Source organism: Synechococcus sp. W55.1, from assembly GCF_047461655.1.
Lineage (GTDB): Bacteria > Cyanobacteriota > Cyanobacteriia > Thermostichales > Thermostichaceae > Thermostichus.
In genome coordinates this window covers 14,109-32,233 of sequence record NZ_JANSHN010000008.1, presented here as the reverse complement: position 1 = coordinate 32,233, position 18,125 = coordinate 14,109, and the positions used below count along the sequence as shown (strand labels likewise).

At 59.6% G+C, this 18,125-nt stretch carries 15 protein-coding genes and 1 tRNA gene; 14 read left to right on the top strand and 2 right to left on the bottom strand.

The window, feature by feature from the left end; translation table 11 throughout:
* Positions 1 to 30: 30 nt before the first annotated feature.
* Positions 31 to 324: an Asr1405/Asl0597 family protein gene (locus NW816_RS05495; RefSeq protein WP_414408510.1), complete on the bottom strand. Its 294-nt coding sequence runs from the start codon at positions 322 to 324 to the stop codon at positions 31 to 33.
* 771 nt (positions 325 to 1,095) lie between these two features.
* Here NW816_RS05495 and nifB point away from each other — a divergent pair.
* The 13 genes from nifB (at position 1,096) to NW816_RS05430 (ending at position 13,010) form a co-directional block, all read left to right on the top strand.
* Positions 1,096 to 2,532 carry a nitrogenase cofactor biosynthesis protein NifB gene (gene nifB / locus NW816_RS05490; RefSeq protein ID WP_414408509.1) on the top strand — a complete coding sequence of 479 codons (1,437 nt, stop codon included), beginning with the start codon at positions 1,096 to 1,098 and terminating at the stop codon, positions 2,530 to 2,532.
* 23 nt (positions 2,533 to 2,555) lie between these two features.
* Positions 2,556 to 2,849 (top strand): ferredoxin III, nif-specific, encoded by a 294-nt coding sequence (gene fdxB, locus NW816_RS05485; protein ID WP_414355671.1) that lies wholly within the window; start codon positions 2,556 to 2,558, stop codon positions 2,847 to 2,849.
* Between the two features lie 39 nt (positions 2,850 to 2,888).
* Complete coding sequence (nifS, locus tag NW816_RS05480; protein WP_414408508.1) at positions 2,889 to 4,088, top strand: cysteine desulfurase NifS; 1,200 nt, start codon at positions 2,889 to 2,891, stop codon at positions 4,086 to 4,088.
* A 56-nt stretch (positions 4,089 to 4,144) separates the two neighbouring features.
* The gene (gene nifU / locus NW816_RS05475) at positions 4,145 to 5,056 is read left to right on the top strand and encodes a Fe-S cluster assembly protein NifU (protein WP_414408507.1); all 912 of its coding nucleotides are present in this window, start codon (positions 4,145 to 4,147) and stop codon (positions 5,054 to 5,056) included.
* Between the two features lie 277 nt (positions 5,057 to 5,333).
* A complete protein-coding gene (gene nifH / locus NW816_RS05470; RefSeq protein ID WP_414355674.1) occupies positions 5,334 to 6,212 on the top strand; it encodes a nitrogenase iron protein in 879 nt (292 codons plus the stop codon).
* 95 nt (positions 6,213 to 6,307) lie between these two features.
* A complete protein-coding gene (gene nifD / locus NW816_RS05465) occupies positions 6,308 to 7,771 on the top strand; it encodes a nitrogenase molybdenum-iron protein alpha chain (RefSeq protein WP_414408506.1) in 1,464 nt (487 codons plus the stop codon).
* A gap of 65 nt (positions 7,772 to 7,836) precedes the next feature.
* Complete coding sequence (gene nifK / locus NW816_RS05460) at positions 7,837 to 9,372, top strand: nitrogenase molybdenum-iron protein subunit beta (RefSeq protein ID WP_414408505.1); 1,536 nt, start codon at positions 7,837 to 7,839, stop codon at positions 9,370 to 9,372.
* Between the two features lie 253 nt (positions 9,373 to 9,625).
* Complete coding sequence (nifV, locus tag NW816_RS05455) at positions 9,626 to 10,813, top strand: homocitrate synthase (protein ID WP_414408504.1); 1,188 nt, start codon at positions 9,626 to 9,628, stop codon at positions 10,811 to 10,813.
* Positions 10,803 to 10,952: a hypothetical protein gene (locus NW816_RS05450; protein ID WP_011432085.1), complete on the top strand. Its 150-nt coding sequence runs from the start codon at positions 10,803 to 10,805 to the stop codon at positions 10,950 to 10,952. The genes nifV and NW816_RS05450 overlap by 11 nt, the downstream gene beginning before the upstream one ends.
* Positions 10,949 to 11,218, top strand: coding sequence for a nitrogen fixation protein NifZ (locus NW816_RS05445; RefSeq protein ID WP_414408503.1), 270 nt, complete (start codon positions 10,949 to 10,951; stop codon positions 11,216 to 11,218). The genes NW816_RS05450 and NW816_RS05445 overlap by 4 nt, the downstream gene beginning before the upstream one ends.
* A complete protein-coding gene (nifT, locus tag NW816_RS05440) occupies positions 11,209 to 11,415 on the top strand; it encodes a putative nitrogen fixation protein NifT (RefSeq protein ID WP_414408502.1) in 207 nt (68 codons plus the stop codon). Before NW816_RS05445 ends, nifT begins: the two co-directional genes overlap by 10 nt.
* A gap of 131 nt (positions 11,416 to 11,546) precedes the next feature.
* Positions 11,547 to 12,770 (top strand): OFA family MFS transporter, encoded by a 1,224-nt coding sequence (locus tag NW816_RS05435; RefSeq protein WP_414408501.1) that lies wholly within the window; start codon positions 11,547 to 11,549, stop codon positions 12,768 to 12,770.
* A 156-nt stretch (positions 12,771 to 12,926) separates the two neighbouring features.
* Positions 12,927 to 13,010, top strand: a tRNA-Leu gene (locus NW816_RS05430).
* Here the strand turns inward: NW816_RS05430 and NW816_RS05425 are convergent.
* The gene (locus tag NW816_RS05425; RefSeq protein ID WP_414408500.1) at positions 13,011 to 15,200 is read right to left on the bottom strand and encodes a glycosyltransferase 61 family protein; all 2,190 of its coding nucleotides are present in this window, start codon (positions 15,198 to 15,200) and stop codon (positions 13,011 to 13,013) included.
* 193 nt (positions 15,201 to 15,393) lie between these two features.
* On the opposite strand from NW816_RS05425, the gene NW816_RS05420 reads away from it, so the two are divergent.
* Positions 15,394 to 18,087, top strand: coding sequence for a phycobilisome rod-core linker polypeptide (locus NW816_RS05420; protein ID WP_414408499.1), 2,694 nt, complete (start codon positions 15,394 to 15,396; stop codon positions 18,085 to 18,087).
* Positions 18,088 to 18,125: the final 38 nt, after the last annotated feature.

The following is an 18,125-nucleotide window of genomic DNA, read 5'->3' as shown; positions in this document are numbered from 1 at the left end:
AGGAGAAGCAAGAAGGCAAACGGCAGAGGTTCAGGGGTGGTCATCCCCTCCTGCAGATCTCTCAGGGGGATCCCAGGTCTGGAGAGACCAGCAGCGATCCAACCAACTCAGCCAGCCAGAGCGGTCAAGGGCGAAAAGGCGGAGCACACTGTGGACGAGGAGGGCTTCGGTGGGGGTGTGAATCACCACCCACAGTTGGCCGGTCGAGGTACAGCCACAGGTCAAATCCAGCTCTTGCAGACGGTAGAGAATCCGCCAGCGATCGCAACGGGGCACCTGCAGCACTTCAGCCGTTTCCGGTTGGGGAGAAACAAGGGGGAACATAAGCTCACCGGTTGGGAAGCAGGAGGGAGTCTCAGCAGAGGGCAGAACCGTTGGGGTTCTGTTCCCCCGCTTATATCCCCCGCTTATAGCAAGCGGCTGCAGGGGCTCAGGCTTGGCAGCGGGCGATCAGGATTGATTGAGTTATTGCCGATGTACTCAAACCCTGGAAGCTTGGCCCAGAGGGCAAAAAAAGTTTTTCTGAGGGCAGGGGGTTGAGTCTTTTGCCCGCAGGGATCCGGTATTTTTGGGGAAGGGTATGGGTATTTGAGCGAGTACATCCCCCCTGTCACAACAAGAAAGTCCGACGGCCTGCCGCCGCAATAGTCTTCACTTCCTTGGCGAGGACTTTGCCCCAGGGGGATCTTTCCTCAAACTCAAACGGCTATTTTCAATACACTTTTGGGCTGATACGATATTAAATCGTAGCAATTGATGCAAAACGCAGCCGAGGCTGCGGCGCTTGAGTGCATCTGAGCAGATTTTTAGTATTTCTTAAGCATTGCCCCAAGCCCTTGTCGAATCAGGGATTCCGGGGATCCTCCCCACAGCCGGATCCCCCGCCCCTTTGGGTCAAAATACGGCATCCCCGGCCTTGAAAAACCAGACCCTTGACCCCTAAAAAAAGTTGGATTTGGCCTGCCATCAGGCTTTGCAGGTCTTGAGTACAAAGCCAATAAACTCGATCAGTTCTACCGGGCTGAGTGCAACGGAGCGGGCAGAGGGCGGTTGATATAACCGCCAGTAACGTTCTATCCCCTGGTTGACCCCACTATGCCGCCCCTTTCAACTCCGCCCCGCCAGGGATCCCCCTTCCCATCGGCCTGCGCTTGCAGCAGCAGCCCCCGCCAGGCCCTCCCCCCTCATCTGCAGCAACGCATCGCCACCCATCCCTGCTACAGCGAAGCAGCTCACCATCACTACGCCCGCATGCACGTGGCGGTAGCCCCCGCCTGCAACATCCAGTGCAACTACTGCAACCGCAAGTTCGACTGTGCCAACGAGAGCCGGCCCGGTGTGGTCAGCGAGCTGCTTACCCCGGCGGAAGCCGCCCACAAAGTGCTGGTGATTGCCGGCAAGATCCCGCAACTGACGGTGGTGGGCATTGCTGGGCCTGGGGATCCCTTGGCCAACCCCAAGCAAACCTTCGAGACCTTTGCCCGCATTGCCGAGAAAGCTCCGGATCTCAAGCTTTGCCTTTCCACCAACGGCCTGATGTTGCCGGACTACATCGACGAGATCAAACGGCTGAACATCGACCACGTCACCCTGACCATCAACATGGTGGATCCGGAGATCGGGGCCAGGATCTACCCCTGGATCCGCTGGCGACGCAAGCGCATTCGGGGGGTGGAGGCAGCCCGCATCCTGCACGAGCGGCAGATGGAAAGCCTGGATCTGTTGCGGGAGGCAGACATCCTCTGCAAAGTCAACTCCGTTCTCATTCCCGGCATCAACGACACCCACCTCTTGGAAGTGAACCGGGTGATCCAGGAGAAAGGGGCTTTCTTGCACAACATCATGCCCCTGATCTCGGCGCCCGAACACGGCACTTACTTCGGCCTCATCGGCCAGCGGGGCCCCACCCCTCAGGAATTGAAAGCCCTGCAAGATCGGTGCTCCGGCAACATGCGGATGATGCGCCACTGTCGCCAGTGTCGGGCGGACGCGGTGGGCCTGCTGGGGGAAGACCGCAGCCAAGAGTTTACCAAGGAGCGCTTTATGCAGATGACCCCCGAATACGACCCCGAAAAACGCCGCCAGGTCCAGGCAAGCATTGCCCAACTGCAAGCTCAGCAGCAGTCAACCCCAACCCACTGGACAGCCGACCTGCCTCCCGACAGCCCCTCCATCCTGGTGGCCGTAGCCAGCAAAGGCGGCGGCTTGGTCAATCGCCACTTCGGCCATGCACGGGAGTTTTTGATCTACGAGGTCAACGCCCGTGGGGCGCAGTTTGTCGGCCACCGCAAGATCCCGCAGTACTGCCACGGGGGATCCGGGGAGGACAACAACCTAGAGCAAATTCTGGATCTCATCCGGGATTGCCGAGCTGTATTGGTCTCCAAGATCGGCGATTGCCCCATGAAGCGCATCCGCGAGGCCGGCATCGAAGTGGTGGAAGACTACGACCTCATTGAAACGGTGGCCCTCAAGTTTTACCGCACCTGGTTGGTCAACCAGACCTTGGACAGCAAATCTCCCCGATCCTAAAAATCTCGCTTTGGAGCTTGGCTATGGCTACTGCAACTGCTCTCACCAAAGGCGGACTGCCCTGGATCCCACAGTTTATCGAAAGCTTGGATATCAGCCGCTGCCTCGGCTGTAGCCGTTGCCTCAAGGTCTGTGGCCGGGGTGTGTTCGCCCTCAGAGCCCTCAACGAAGACGGCGAGTTTGTCGAAAACGAAGAGGAAGAAGAAAGTGAGCGCAAAGTGATGACCATCCTCAATGCCGCCCTCTGCATCGGCTGTCAGGCTTGCGCCCGCATTTGCCCAAAGCAGTGCCATTCTCACGCTCCGCAAGCCGTTTAACGTTGCCCAACCCCTACCTTGTATCGATTCGGAGCCTGTATGAACCCCGTGATCTACCTGGACAACAACGCCACCACCGCCGTGGATCCCCTGGTTCTGGAGGCGATGCTGCCCTATTTGCAGACCTTCTACGGCAACCCCTCCTCGATGCACAGTTTTGGCGGCCAGGTGGGGCGTGCCCTTAACCAAGCCCGCGAACAGGTGGCAGCCCTTCTGGGAGCCGACCCGACGGAGATTGTCTTCACCAGTGGCGGCACCGAAGGCAACACCACAGCCATCTATGCAGCCTTGGCAGCCCAACCCCAGAAGCGCCACATCATCACCACGCAGGTAGAGCACGCCTCGGTGCTCAACGTCTGCAAGCACCTGGAAAAACAAGGCTACCGCGTCACCTACCTCTCGGTGGATGAGCAAGGCTGCCTGGACTTTCTGGAGTTGGAAGCAGCCCTGACCGGCGATACTGCCCTGGTGAGCTGCATGGCCGCCAACAACGAGACGGGCGTGCTTTTCCCCATCGAGGCGGTGGGATCCCTGGCTCGCAGCTATGGGGCTGTTGTCCATGTGGACGCAGTACAGGCGGTGGGCAAGATCCCTCTCGATCTGCAGCGCCTGCCAGTGGATCTCCTCACCCTTTCCGGGCACAAGCTGCATGCCCCCAAGGGGATCGGCGCCCTCTATGTGCGGCGGGGCTTTCGCTTCCGTTCTCTGTTGCTGGGAGGACATCAAGAGCGGGGCCGTCGCGCCGGAACGGAAAATGTGCCGGGCATCATCGCCCTGGGCAAAGCGGCTGAGCTGGCCCAAGCCCACCTCGGGGATCCCCATGAGCGGCTGCTGCGGGATCGCCTGGAGCAGGGCTTGCTGCAGCGGATCCCGGATATCCAGGTTAACGGCCACCCCACCCGGCGGCTGCCCAACACCACCAACCTGGGCTTCAAGTTCGTGGAAGGGGAAGCGATCCTCTTCTGGCTGAACAAATACGGCATCTGCGCCTCCTCCGGCTCCGCCTGCACCTCGGGATCCCTGGAGCCCTCCCATGTGCTGCGGGCCATGGGCCTGCCCTACACCGTTTTGCACGGCTCAATCCGCTTCAGCCTCTCTCGCTTTACCCAGCCGGCAGAGGTGGAGCGGGTGCTGGAGGTTTTGCCGGGGATCATTGAGCATTTGCGGGCCATCTCCCCCTTCAGCCACGAGGCGGAAGACTGGCTGCAACAGCAGGAACGGGAACTGGCTCGCCGCTGACCCCCCTCAAACTCATCTTCCCTCGACCGTTCGCATCCTCAACTCAGGATCCAGCCATGTGGGACTACAGCGAAAAAGTTTTGGAACTCTTCTACCACCCCAAAAACCAAGGGGCGATGGATCCCAGCTCCGAGCCCGGTGTTCGGGTGGTGGTTGGAGAAGTGGGCAGCATCACCTGCGGCGATGCCCTGCGGCCCTACTTAAAGGTGGACGAGGCTAGCGAGCGGATTTTAGCTGCCAGCTTCCAAACCTTCGGCTGCACCAGCGCCATCGCCTCTTCCTCGGCTCTGACGGAGCTGATCACCGGCCTCACTCTGGATGAAGCCCTGCGGATCGACAACCGCCAAATCGCTGACTACCTAGGCGGCCTGCCCCCCGCCAAGATGCACTGCTCGGTGATGGGGCAAGAGGCTCTGGAGGCAGCCATCTACAGCTATCGCGGCCTTCCTCTGCCTGACCACACGGATGATGACAGCGCTTTGGTCTGCTCCTGCTTTGGCGTCAGCGAGCAAAAGATCCGCCGCTTGATCCGGGAAAACCACCTCACCTCCGCTGAGGAAGTAACAGCCTACAGCAAAGCGGGCGGCGGTTGTGGCTCCTGCCTGGCCCAGATTGAAGACCTGATTGCCGCTGTTCTGGCCGAGACTGACGCAACCCCTTCAGAAGATTCAAGAAATTCAAAAGGGAACTCCCAAAACCAGACAGAGCCCTCTCCCGCTGCTCCCTCTCCCCTCACCACCTTGCAAAAGATCGCCCGCATTCAGGCCGTCCTGGAGGAGGAAGTTCGCCCGCTGCTGTTGGCCGATGGCGGCGATGTGGAGCTGTACGACCTGGAAGGGGATCAGGTGTGGGTGCGCCTCAAGGGATCCTGCACCACCTGCCCCAGCCAGCAAAACACCCTGCGGTTGCTCATCGAAACCCGCCTGCAAGAACAGGTGTGGCCCACCTTAACCGTGCATGCCCTCTAGTTCCCCATTCTCGATAAGCCTGAGAGCCCTATGATCTGCCCCACTGTTACTCCCCGTCGCTTCCCCCATCTCCTGCCTCGATTCGGGAGAGCCCCACCGTTCAACCGGTTTGCTTTTGGATTCCAAGGGATCCAAGGCTGCCTTCCCGCGAGCTGAAATCCTTTGCAGTAAGGATCCCGTCTCGCTAATGCGACCAGTTGCGCCCATTGGCAAGAGATTTCTAACCCTTAAGTCGCCCTCAAGTTTTTCCTCAAGTCTTCATTAGGAGAACTGAACCATGAGACAAATTGCATTCTACGGCAAAGGCGGTATCGGCAAATCCACCACCTGTCAGAATACCGTTGCCGGTATGGCCGAATTGGGGCAGCGGATCATGATCGTCGGCTGCGACCCGAAGGCCGATTCCACCCGCCTCATGTTGCACTGCAAAGCCCAGACCACCGTCCTTCACCTGGCGGCTGAGCGGGGATCCGTAGAAGACGTGGAGCTGGAAGAAGTGGTTCTCACCGGCTACCGAGGGGTGCGCTGCGTGGAATCCGGTGGCCCCGAGCCTGGCGTTGGCTGTGCCGGACGAGGCATCATCACCGCCATCAATTTCTTGGAAGAAAACGGTGCCTACGAGGATCTGGACTTTGTCTGCTACGACGTGCTGGGGGACGTGGTCTGCGGCGGTTTTGCCATGCCCATTCGGGAGGGCAAGGCCCAAGAGATCTACATTGTTTGCTCCGGCGAAATGATGGCCATGTATGCGGCCAACAACATCGCCCGCGGCGTGCTGAAATACGCCTACTCTGGCGGCGTGCGCTTGGGTGGCTTGATCTGCAACAGCCGCAAAGTGGATCGCGAGATCGAGCTGATCGAAGCTCTAGCCGAAAAGCTCAACACCAAGATGCTGCACTTCATCCCCCGCGACAACGTGGTTCAGCACGCGGAATTGCGCCGCATGACGGTGATCGAGTACTCCCCCAACTGCAACCAAGCTGACGAGTACCGCGCCCTGGCCAAAAAAATCATCAACAACACGGATCTGAGGATCCCCACCCCCATCTCTATGGATGAGCTGGAGCAGTTGTTGATAGAGTTCGGCGTTTTGGACGACGACCAGAAAATCGCCCACCTCATCGGCAAAACCGAAAAAGAGCTGGCCCCTGTCTGATCCCCGAAAAGACGGGCTGGGGGTAGCTGGTTTCCTCCCTCAGCCCCCCCTCGCACTGTGGCTTTTATCCATGACACCCAATAGCTGAGGTTCTCATGACTACTCTGAAAAGTACCCTCAAAGAGGAAACCCGGAAAATCGTAACGGAGGTTCTGGAAACCTACCCCGAAAAAGCTCAGAAAAAGAGAGCTAAGCACCTCAACGTCTATGACGAGGGCAAAGCAGATTGCGGAGTAAAATCTAACATTAAATCCATCCCCGGCGTCATGACCACCCGCGGCTGTGCTTACGCCGGTTCCAAAGGAGTGGTGTGGGGGCCGGTCAAAGACATGATCCACCTCAGCCACGGCCCCGTGGGCTGCGGCTACTACTCCTGGTCGGGACGGCGCAATTACTACGTGGGAATCACCGGGGTAGATACCTTCGTTACCATGCAGTTCACCTCCGATTTTCAGGAGCGAGATGTGGTGTTCGGGGGGGACAAAAAACTGGCCAAACTCTTGGTGGAAGCCAGCGAACTCTTCCCCTTGGCCAAAGGCATTACCATCCAGTCCGAATGCCCCGTCGGCTTGATCGGGGATGACATCGAGGCAGTGGCCAAGAGAGTTTCCAAAGAAATTGGCAAGCCGGTGGTACCGGTGCGCTGCGAAGGCTTTCGGGGGGTCTCCCAGTCCCTGGGCCACCACATTGCTAACGATACAGTGCGGGACTGGGTTCTGCCCATTGCCGACAAGAAAGCCAAGGAGGGATCCCTCAACTTTGAGCCCGGCCCCTACGATGTGGCCCTGATTGGGGACTACAACATCGGCGGCGACGCTTGGTCTTCCCGGATTTTGCTGGAGGAGATGGGCCTGCGGGTAGTGACCCAGTTTTCCGGCGATGGCACCTGGAACGAGATGCTGCTTGCCCCTCGGGTGAAGCTGAATCTCATCCACTGCTACCGCTCCATGAACTACATCTGCCGCCACATGGAGGAAGCCTACGGGATCCCCTGGCTGGAGTTCAACTTCTTTGGCCCTACCCAAATTGCCAAGTCGCTGCGGGCCATCGCCCAGCGGTTTGACGAGACCATCCAGGCCAAGGCAGAGCAGGTGATCGCCAAGTACAAGCCCCAGAGCGAGGCCATCATTGCCAAGTACCGTCCCCGCCTGGAGGGCAAGCGGGTGATGCTGATGGTGGGCGGACTGCGGCCCCGCCACGTCATCCCGGCCTTCCGGGAGCTGGGCATGGAGGTGATTGCCACCGGCTACGAATTCGGCCACGGCGACGACTACAAGCGCACCACCCAGTACATCGACGATGGCACCCTCATCTACGATGACGTGTCCGGCTACGAGTTTGAAGAATTTGCCAAGAGGTTGAAGCCAGATCTCATCGCCTCCGGCATCAAGGAGAAGTACGTCTTTCAAAAGATGGCTTTGCCCTTCCGCCAGATGCACTCTTGGGACTACTCCGGCCCCTATCACGGCTACGACGGCTTTGCCGTGTTCGCTCGCGATATGGATTTGGCTTTGAATAGCCCCACCTGGGATCTGGTCAAAGCCCCCTGGAAATCCTAGCTTGCCGCCGGGATCCCAAACGCGAACGGCCCTTCCTTCCCCTGCCCCTCATTAGGAGACCGACCATGCCGCAAGATATCCAAGACATCAAAGATCACGCCCGCCTGTTTCAAGATCCGGAATATCAGGCGCTTCTGCAGTGCAAGCAAACCTTTGAAGATCTCCCTTCCCCGGAAGAAGTGGCCCGGGTGGCCGAATGGACAAAATCTTGGGAATACCGGGAGAAAAACTTTCAGCGGGAAGCTTTGACGATAAACCCTGCCAAGGCTTGCCAGCCCTTAGGGGCCATCTTCGCCGCTGTCGGCTTTGAGGGAACTCTGCCCTTTGTCCATGGATCCCAGGGGTGTGTGGCCTATTTTCGCACCCATCTCACCCGCCACTTTAAGGAGCCCTTTTCGGCGGTCTCCACCTCGATGACGGAAGATGCGGCGGTGTTTGGCGGCCTCAAAAACCTAATCGAGGGACTGGAAAATGCCTACGCCCTCTACAAGCCCAAGATGATCGCCGTGTGCACCACCTGCATGGCGGAGGTGATCGGGGATGACCTGGGAGCCTTCATCACCACGGCCAGAAATGAGGGAGTTATTCCCCACAACTTCCCGGTGCCCTATGCCCACACGCCAAGCTTTGTGGGATCCCACATCACCGGCTATGACAACATGCTCAAGAGCATTCTCAGCACCCTCACCGAGCCGGTGGGCCGCACGGGTAGCAATGGCTACATCAACGTCATCCCCGGTTTCGATACCTACATGGGCAGCTTGCGGGAGATCAAGCGCATCTTCGGCTTATTCGGGATCCCGCTGACCCTGCTGGCGGACAACTCCGACTATTTGGATTCGCCCAACGACGGCACTTTCCACATGTATCCCGGAGGAACCCCTTTGGAGGCGGCTGCCCAATGCCTCAACGCCGAGGCTACTTTTTCCTTCCAGCGCTACACCACGCCCAAGACCCTGGAGTTTCTGGCAGAGGCCTCGGGTCGGCCCACCCTGACGGCGCGGCCAGTGGGTATTCGGGGCACGGATGAGTTTTTGATGCAGCTATCCCAGTTAACGGGCAAGCCCATTCCCGCCGAGCTGGAGATCGAACGGGGCCGGGCGGTGGATGCTTTCACGGACTCCCAAGCGTGGATCCACGGCAAGCGGGTAGCCCTGTATGGGGATCCGGATCTGGTGATGGGCTTGCTCAGCCTGTTGCTGGAGCTGGGAGCGGAGCCGATCCATGTGGTGGTGACCAACAGCAACGAGGAGTTCGAAGCCGAGGCGCGGGCACTGCTGGCCTCCAGTCCCTATGGACAGGGGGCAACCGTCTGGGGGGGCAAGGATCTCTGGCATCTGCGCTCTCTGATGTTCACCGAGCCGGTGGATCTGCTGATCGGCAATTCCTACGGCAAATACCTATGGCGGGATACGGGCACGCCTTTGGTGCGCATCGGCTACCCCATCTTCGACCGCCACCATCTGCATCGCTATCCCACCTATGGCTATGTGGGGGCGCTCAACCTCCTTAACTGGATTGTCAACACCATTCTGGATGAGGCAGATCGGCGCAGCATCATCCCCGGCAAAACCGACATCTCCTTCGACTTAATTCGTTGATGGCCAGAGCAGCGGGATCCCAAAGGCCGGACTTTGTCGGACTTTGTCAAGGATCCCCTGCTCCAAAGACTCCACCCCGCTAAGAGGAACAGCCAAGCCTTACAGGAATCTGATGAATTCTGCGGCAACTTGGTTGAGCTTTCTACCCTGGACATGATTGCCCTGACGCAACCGGGGTCCCGCTAGCGGTGCGGAGCACCATCGACGGTTACCGATTGCCTAGGCGGGCCGTAGGTCTTGGAGGATGGATCCCATGAATTCCTCTGTTACCATCAACGACACCACCCTGCGCGATGGGGAGCAAGCAGCAGGGGTAGCCTTCCAAATCCCCGAGAAAATCTCCATTGCTGCCCTCTTGGATGCCATTGGCGTGCCCGAGATCGAGGTGGGGATCCCGGCCATGGGCGCTGTGGAAACGGAAGCCATTCGCGCCATGCTCAGCCTGGGGCTGCGGGCCCACCTGCTGGGGTGGAACCGGGCTGTGCCCAGCGATATCCTCGCCTCTATTCGTTGCGGCCTCAAGCGGATCCACATCTCCGTGCCGGTCTCGGATCGGCAAATGGCCGCTAAGTTCCAAGGGGATCGCCCTCGGCTGCTGCGACAGTTGCGCCAATGCGTGGAGATGGCCTTGGAGCAAGGGCTGTGGGTCTCGGTGGGGGCAGAAGATGCCAGCCGCACCCCCCTGGAGCAGGTGATCGAGTTGGCCCAAATGGCCCAAAGCTGGGGCTGTCGGCGCTTCCGCTACTGCGATACGGTGGGCGTTTTGGATCCTTTTAGCACCTACAGGCAGATTCGCCGTCTGGTGCGGGCCATCGATATCCCTGTGGAGATGCATACCCACGACGACCTGGGCATGGCCACTGCCAATGCCTTAGCCGGGATCCGCGCCGGCGCTCAGTCGGTGAACACCACCGTCAACGGCTTGGGGGAACGGGCCGGCAATGCCCCCTTGGAAGAGGTGGTGATGGCTTTGCGCTACACCTTGGGGATCGACGTTGGGGTGGATACCTGCCGTCTGCGGGAGCTGTCTCAACAGGTGGCGCGGGCCAGCGGTGCTCCCCTACCTCCCTGGAAGGCCATCGTCGGTGACAACGCCTTTGCCCACGAGTCGGGCATTCACGCTGCAGGGGTGCTACGGGATCCCCAGACCTATGAGCCTTTCCCGCCAGAGGCGGTAGGCAGCCAGCGGCGGCTGGTGTTGGGCAAACACTCCGGCAGGCATTTGCTGCTCCAGATCCTCAAGGAACACGGGATCCCTGTCGAGCAGATCCCACCTGGCCAACTGGAAAAGCTCCTGGAACAGGTGCGGCAGCACGTCACCCACTGCAAGCATCCGATCCCACCGGCGGAACTGGCCCGTTATTGCCGCGCAACGCTGACGCAATGGGCGCAACACACTCCAGAACCCATCCCAGAGGAGAGCCATCCCGATGTTGTCTAACCGCTTGTCCGGAAAGGAAACTTCCAAATCTCAGGCCATTTTGGCAGCCGTGTCTCGACGGGCGCGCCAAGTAGGCCGCAGCCTAACCCGCCAAGAGCTTTGTCAGGTGCTGGCAGAAATCACAGGAGGTACCCCATGAGCGACGAACTGGAGCTGGATCGCCCTCCCCAATTTGAGCTGGGCGACAAAGTCCGCATCCGTAAGGTCATCCGCAACGATGGCACCTTCTTCGGCCAGCCGGTGGGGAAAATCTTGGCCGTTCCGGGCGACGAAGGTTACGTGATTTCCATTGGCACCTTTCTACAACGGTTTTACGTCTATGCCGTCCACTGCTTGGCCAAAGGCTTGGTGGTGGGGTGCCGTGCCCAAGAGCTGGAACTTGTGGAGAAAGGGCTATGGCTATGAAAGTCATCCTGCACGAAAGTGCCTACGGGCATTTGATGGTCTACGTTCCCAAAAAAGATCTGGAAGAGTCGGTTGTGGCCACCCGTTCAGAGGCCGGGGAAACCATTTTCACCTTGAGCAACGGTTGGGAATTGTCCATCCCGGAGCTGCCGGAGCCTTTGTCTCTGCCCAAGACGGTAGAGGCCAAACGCCTCTAGCCAACGGTTGGCTGAACAATTCAAGCAATTCTATTCCTATCGGCTCATCCTCGAAAGGGCTGAGAGAATGGGTTGAACTCAGCTCTAACAAGCTCCAAATACCCATGAAAAGGGTTGGATCCCCCATTACTTTGTATAGACAACCAGCCTATGGAGGGAGATGGCTTTTTATCCTCCTGGGGCTCCTGGTTCTTCTTTGCCTGGGAACCGTCTATTCCTGGAGCATTTTCCGCAAGCCTCTGGAAACAGAGCTGGGGATCGGGGCCAGTGAGAGCCTGCTGCCCTACACCGTTGCCCTCGTGTTTTACGCTACCCTCATGCCCATCACAGGGTTTGTCATCCCCCGCTGGGGATCCCGCCGAGTACTGGCTCTGGGGGGCAGCTTGGTGGGCCTGGGCTATGGGCTGGCCAGCTTCGCCCCCTCCATTGGGTGGATTGCCCTCTGCTATGGAGTCATTGCCGGCAGCGGTGTGGGAATAGCCTATGGAGTGCCAATGGCCGTGGCAGCCCGTTGGTTCCCGGATCGCAAGGGATTGGCCGTGGGATCCACCATTGTCGGCTTTGGCCTATCTCCCCTGCTCACTGCTCCCCTGGCCAACTGCTTGATCGAGGCACTGGGGGCTCGGCCTACGCTGCTGATTTTGGGGATCCTCTTTGCAGCGGTGATCTTGGGGATCGCAACCCAACTGAGATTTCCTCCCCCCGATTGGATCCCTTCCCCATCTTTTCCAAGAAAATCCACGGACAGCCCAGATCACCCTCTACCGGCTTCTAGGCGCTCTCTCCCTCTGCTGAGAAACCCCTCCTTCTATGGCCTGTGGATCTGCTATGCCATCGGCACCCTGGTTGGTTTAAGCGCCATTGGGATTTCTGGTCCTGTGGGGGAAGAGCTGATCGGCCTGGATCCCCCTGCGGCTGCCAACAGCGTGGCTCTCTTCGCCATTTTCAACGGGATCAGCCGTCCTCTGTTTGGCTGGTTGGCCGATCGATTACATCCCCATCAGGTTACTACGGGCTCCTATGGGCTGATCCTGCTGGCCTGTGGGCTAATGCTCCTGCCTCCTCAGGGATCCCTTCTGGGCTATTGGGTAGCCTTTTCCTTGCTTTGGTTTTGCCTGGGGGGGTGGCTGGCCATGGCTCCCGCCCTGACCCTGCGCTTGTTTGATCCCGAACGCTACGCCCAGAACTACGGCATTGTGTTTACCGCCTATGGAGTTGGGGCCTTGGTGGGAACGATGATCGCGGGGCAAATTCGCGATAGGCTGGGCAGCTATAGCTATACCTTTTATGGGATGGCCGCCTTGGCGGTGGTGGGGATCTGGGTGGCCAACGTTTTTTTGAAAGAGAAGTTGTAGGAGCTTCAAGCCAGCGGGCACAGCAGGGATCCCATCAGCAGGGGCAGCAATCCCCTACTTCATACCCTCCACTGCAGGGCTGGGTGAACCAACTTAAAGACTTGCCCCCCCAAGGCAAGCAGTTTGGTAGAGTAGTACGGCTATTGCCGACAGATTGGGATCGTGGCGGAATGGTAGACGCTACGGACTTAAAATCCGTTGTTCCTCAAGAACGTGAGGGTTCGAGTCCCTCCGATCCCATTATCCCCTGATCCCTGTCTGTTCCAGCACATTCAGCAAGTCCGGGATCCGAACCCAGGCATCTTCTCGATCCAAATCGGGGCTGGAAAGAAGAGCCACCAAAGCCGGATCGCAAACAGGCGCCACCAAGGGGAAATACCTTAACCCTGCCACCTGAGCAATACTCCAAAAATAGGGAAGCACTGCATTGCTGGGCAAGATCTCGATGACGGTGGTGCCGGGTTGACAAAAGGCGAGGTTGGTCAGGCCCGCCCCGTGGATCCCGATCACCGCCTCTGCCCCCTGCATCAGGGCTATTTGCTCGGGAAGAGAGAGGGTTTCCATCTGCACCGGTACAAATCCCCAGGGGCGCAAGCAGGCCAGCACCTCCGCTTCGTTGATCACCCGCCGCCAGCGGGCAGAGCGACGGCTGATGTAAATTCGCCGCGGTTGTAAGGGGTCAATGGATAAACTCGGCTGGGCCAGTTGCCGCAGCACCTCCAATCCCCTGGGCGTCAAACACCCCACCGGAGCGCCTGCCGAGGGCACGATCAGGTTCTGGGCTTGCAGATGGGATCCCCCCAACTGCTCAAAGCTGAGGATGCGCTCGGCTGGGATCCCCAAAGCAGCCAAGCTCTGCACCTGAAAGGGCTTTCTTTGATACCCGTGGATCAAGATGGGGATGTCCTTTTCCAGGGCACCCGACCGCTGCAGGATATCGAGGGCCGGCAGAATATCCACCATCCAGTGAAAGTAATTAACTGCCCCCAAGGGCAAAAGGGCAACGGGGCCATCCAGTGGGATCGGTGGGGGGAGATGGGGCAAGCCCAGCAGGGGGTGGTGTCGCAGGTGATCTGGCCTGTAGTCCCAGTCGAGGAACTCCGGCGGCGGCAAGCTCAGGGATAGATCGGCGAGCAATTCTCCCCGGCGGGTGAGCACCCCGCTGGCAAAGCTGGCGTAGAGGTGGCGGGGATAGTGGCCCACGTGGACGGATCCTCGGGGGATCTGGGCGACAAAGGTCTCTGCCAAGGGGATGCGCTGCGGGCGCAACTTTTGCAAAATGTCGGGATCAGCGGCAGGGGGCGCTTTTAGACAGAGAACCCCCCCTGGATCCAGCAGTTGGTAGTCCCCTTCGCCCGTGGCCTGATGCCACTGTCGGGTGGTGAGGTAGCCTTGGGTTGGCACTGGCCAGAAGTCAGTTGTAGGGGGAGTGCTCTGGGAAAAGGAGTCTGCTGGAGGGGCAACGCCTTCTGGAGCCCAACGCTGCCGCCAAGCCGAGTACAGCAGGCAATCGGGGCCCTCCCCTCTGCATGCCTGCTCCAGTCCAGACCGCAGAGGGCTTTCTCCGCCGCTGCCCTCGCACCACGCCTGCACCCAATTCCGTTCCGCTGCCACCGCTCGGCAAACCTTCTCCCAAGCGGCCTCAGGGTGATCCAGCCGCACTTCCGCTTCCGCCCAGTAGCTGTAGAGTTGCGCCGTCCCGGTGCCCCGCGCCTCAGCCGCCTGGAAACACCCCACAGCCTGAACTGGATCCTGCAGATCCAGCCACACCAGGCCCATCTGTACCCAGGGATCCCCCCACTCAGGGCGCAGCCGCGCAGCCTCCTGCAGAGGGGAAATCGCCTCTCGCAAACGGCCCAGCTTCATCAGGGCCAAGCCCCAGCGCCAAAAACTCTCTGCCGCCGTCGGATCCTGCTGGCAAGCCCGCTCAAACCACTCCGCTGCCGAGCTCCACAGCCGGCTCCGCTCTTGGGTCAGGCCAATGCGGTGGGCAGCCAAAGCCTGGCCAGAAGACGGCTCCAGCCCAGAAAGCCCATCCCCCACCTCCAGAAGCTGCCGATACAGAGCTGCTGCCTGCGGCCAATGGCCCTTCTCCCACAGCCTTTCCGCCAAAGCCTGCAAGCCCCTCAGCAGGTGGTAGACGGCCTCGGATTCGGCCACCCCCCCCGCTTGCAGCATCGCCAAGCCCTCTTGCCACACCAGCTGCGCCTCCAGTTCCCGACCCAGCAGGAGATAGGCGGCTCCCAGCTCCCAATACAGCTCTGGAGAGGGGGATCCCTGCTCGAGCTGTTGCTGTAAAACCTGGGTAACGCGTTCGTAATGTCCCTGCTCCCAATCCTCAAGGAGAAAAGCGGAAGACAACAGATGGGAGGGTAGAGCTGGGTTGAGAGCCATGTCTTTGTGGATGAGAAACAGTGTTACAAACTGCAACAACCTCCCCACTCTGGGCCCGTGCCCCTAGTATTCTAGGCTTGGCTTCCCCCTCAGGGATCGGGCATCGATCCTTCTCAGCTCAGAGAGGGATGCTCCTCCAGTCGTGGGTCAGCCTCTTCACCCCCTTCGATGGCACTGTCCTCGGCCTTTGTCGGCAGTTTTTTCGATCAAAACGGAGTTTAAGAGATCGATGGGTATCAACGTATCCGCTGGCGCAGTCGTTTCCAGCCCCCGTCTGTACCAAACCGTGCCTGTATCGACCATCTCCCAGGCGGAACAGCAGGATCGCTATCTGGGACGCACCGAGTTGGATCGCCTCGAGGATTTTTTCTCCAGCGGCCTGAAACGGCTGGACATTGCCCAGGTGATTGCAGCCAACTCCGAAATCATCGTCAGTCGCGCCGCCAACCGCATCTTCACGGGGGGCTCGCCCATGGCCTATCTGGAGCGGCCCGAAGTTACTCAAGATGAGAAGGAAGCCTTCAAGCTGGGCACTGCCTTCTATGTGGAATCCACCGGCGGATTCATCGAGGCCATCCGCAACATCTTCAGCGCCAGCGGCGTGGAGATTCCCCCCAACTTCCGCCCCATCAACATCTCCCGCTACGGGGCTGCCAACATGCGCAAATCGCTGCGGGATCTGAGCTGGTTTTTGCGCTACGTCACCTACGCTTTGGTGGCCGGGGATCCCAGTATCATCGCCGTCAACACCCGCGGCCTGCGGGAGATCATCGAAAATGCCTGCTCCGCCGAGGCCACCATTGTCGCCATTCAAGAGATGAAACGGGCGGCGGCTGGCTACTTCCGCAAAGATGCCGAAGCAGTTGCCATCATCAACCAATATTTCGATGTCTTGCTGAGCGAGTTCATCGCCCCCGCCCCTTCCGACAAGCTGCGGCAGCGCAATGCCAGCACCGCCGACGGGATCCCTCTGCAAGGGCTGCAGCTACCCCAGATCTACAACTTGGCTGCCGAAAAAGTTCCCGTTTTTGCCATGAAGCCGGGGCTGTCCAACGCCGAGAAAGAAGAAGTCATCAAGGCCGCCTATCGACAGGTGTTTGAGCGGGATATCCGCCGCGCCTACGGCCTCAAGCTTTCCGACCTGGAGTCGAAGGTGAAAAACGGCGAGATCTCCATGAAGGAGTTCATTCGCCGCCTAGGCAAATCGGAGCTGTATCGCAAGCAGTTCTACGAGCCTTACATCAACAGCCGCGTCGTGGAGCTGGCCTTCCGCCACTTCCTGGGGCGGGCTCCCGAAACCCGCGAGGAAGTGCAGACCTACTTCTCCATCATCTCCAGCAAGGGTCTGGCTGGCCTGGTGGACGCGCTGGTGGATAGCCGCGAGTACGGAGACTACTTCGGCGAAGAGACGGTACCCTACCTGCGCAAGCTGGGGGTAGAAGCGCAAACCAGCGCCAACTGGGGGGCCAAATTCGACCTCTACAACTACGCTGCCCCCCGCCGCAAGGTGCCCCAGTTCATTACCCTCTTTGCCCGCTACAACCGGCCCCTGCCGGATCAGCATGCCTATGGCTCCGGCAATGACCCGCTGGAGATCCAATTTGGGGCCATCTTCCCCAAGGAAACCCGTTCCCTCAGCGCCCGCCCTGCTCCCTTCAACAAAGATGTCAAGCGCATCCTCATCCGGCGCGGCTTTGCCCTCACCAACGAGCGCACCAATCCCAGAGCAGCAGGGGATCCCGGCAGCCTTGGCCCGAAGGTTTTCAAGCTCACCCAGACTCCGGGAGATCGCAGCCGACGGCTGGGGGTGCGGGCCGGCATTGTCGGCAGCGAGGGATCCACCCAGGCGGTGATCCGCGCCTGCTACCAACAGGTATACGGCTATGTGCCCTACGAAGGCCAACGGCTGACCCGCTGGGAGATCAAGCTGGAGTCGGGGGAAATTCCCGTCAAAGAGTTTGTGCGCCAACTGGCCAAGTCGGATCTCTTCCGCAACAAGTACTGGTCCAGCTTGTATGTCTGCAAAGCCATCGAGTTCATCCACCGCAAGCTACTGGGCCGACCCACCTACGGACGGCAAGAGATGAACCGCCTGTTTGACATTGCCTCCAAGCAGGGGTTCTACGCGGTGGTGGATGCCATCTTGGACGGCGAGGAGTACCAGCGGGTCTTCGGGGAAGATATCGTGCCCTACGAGCGCTACCTCACCCCCGGCGGCCTGGCGCTGCGGCGGATGCGCCCCGGCTCCACCGACATGGCAGTGACCAAGCCCATTCGCACCGACGAGGACATTCCGCTATTTGTCAAGTTGGGCCAGCCCCAGGACATGCCTTCCGGCGAGCTGGAAATCCAGCGGCGGGCTCAGCAGGGGGTGCCCAAGGTACGCCAAGAGATCCCCATCTTCAAGCTCACCAGCCTGGCCAACAAAGCGGAAGTGAACAACCTCATCCGCGCCGCCTATCGGCAGGTCTTCGAGCGGGATATGGACATCTACAACATCAGTGCCGAGCTCAGCTCCGCCGAGTCCAAGCTGCGCAACGGCGAGATCACCGTCAAGGAGTTCATCGAGGCGCTGGGGTGTTCAGAGCTGTACCGCTCCGAGTTCTATGCCCCCTATCCCAATACCAAGGTGATCGAGCTGGGCACCAAGCACTTTCTGGGCCGTGCGCCCCTCAATCAGCAGGAGATCCGCAAGTACAACCAGATCTTGGCCACCCAGGGGGTGAAAGCCTTTGTGCGCGCTTTGCTGAACACCCAGGAATATCGGGATCTCTTCGGCGAGGACACGGTGCCCTATCGCCGCTTCCCCACCTTGCCGGCGGCCAACTTCCCCAACACGCAGGAGCTGTACGGTCGCCTTACCAAGCAAAACCGCGAGCTGGTGGTGCCCAGCTTCAGCCCTGTGGGCAATGACCGCAGCTAGATATGGAGCTCTCAACCCCTTCTCCCCTTGCGGGAGAA

Excerpts from the sequence above, each read along its gene's own strand:
- NW816_RS05495 (WP_414408510.1), bottom strand. The coding sequence starts at position 324 with ATGTTCCCCCTTGTTTCTCCCCAACCGGAAACGGCTGAAGTGCTGCAG.
- nifB (WP_414408509.1), top strand. The coding sequence starts at position 1,096 with ATGCCGCCCCTTTCAACTCCGCCCCGCCAGGGATCCCCCTTCCCATCG.
- fdxB (WP_414355671.1), top strand. The coding sequence starts at position 2,556 with ATGGCTACTGCAACTGCTCTCACCAAAGGCGGACTGCCCTGGATCCCA.
- nifS (WP_414408508.1), top strand. The coding sequence starts at position 2,889 with ATGAACCCCGTGATCTACCTGGACAACAACGCCACCACCGCCGTGGAT.
- nifU (WP_414408507.1), top strand. The coding sequence starts at position 4,145 with ATGTGGGACTACAGCGAAAAAGTTTTGGAACTCTTCTACCACCCCAAA.
- nifH (WP_414355674.1), top strand. The coding sequence starts at position 5,334 with ATGAGACAAATTGCATTCTACGGCAAAGGCGGTATCGGCAAATCCACC.
- nifD (WP_414408506.1), top strand. The coding sequence starts at position 6,308 with ATGACTACTCTGAAAAGTACCCTCAAAGAGGAAACCCGGAAAATCGTA.
- nifK (WP_414408505.1), top strand. The coding sequence starts at position 7,837 with ATGCCGCAAGATATCCAAGACATCAAAGATCACGCCCGCCTGTTTCAA.
- nifV (WP_414408504.1), top strand. The coding sequence starts at position 9,626 with ATGAATTCCTCTGTTACCATCAACGACACCACCCTGCGCGATGGGGAG.
- NW816_RS05450 (WP_011432085.1), top strand. The coding sequence starts at position 10,803 with ATGTTGTCTAACCGCTTGTCCGGAAAGGAAACTTCCAAATCTCAGGCC.
- NW816_RS05445 (WP_414408503.1), top strand. The coding sequence starts at position 10,949 with ATGAGCGACGAACTGGAGCTGGATCGCCCTCCCCAATTTGAGCTGGGC.
- nifT (WP_414408502.1), top strand. The coding sequence starts at position 11,209 with ATGGCTATGAAAGTCATCCTGCACGAAAGTGCCTACGGGCATTTGATG.
- NW816_RS05420 (WP_414408499.1), top strand. The coding sequence starts at position 15,394 with ATGGGTATCAACGTATCCGCTGGCGCAGTCGTTTCCAGCCCCCGTCTG.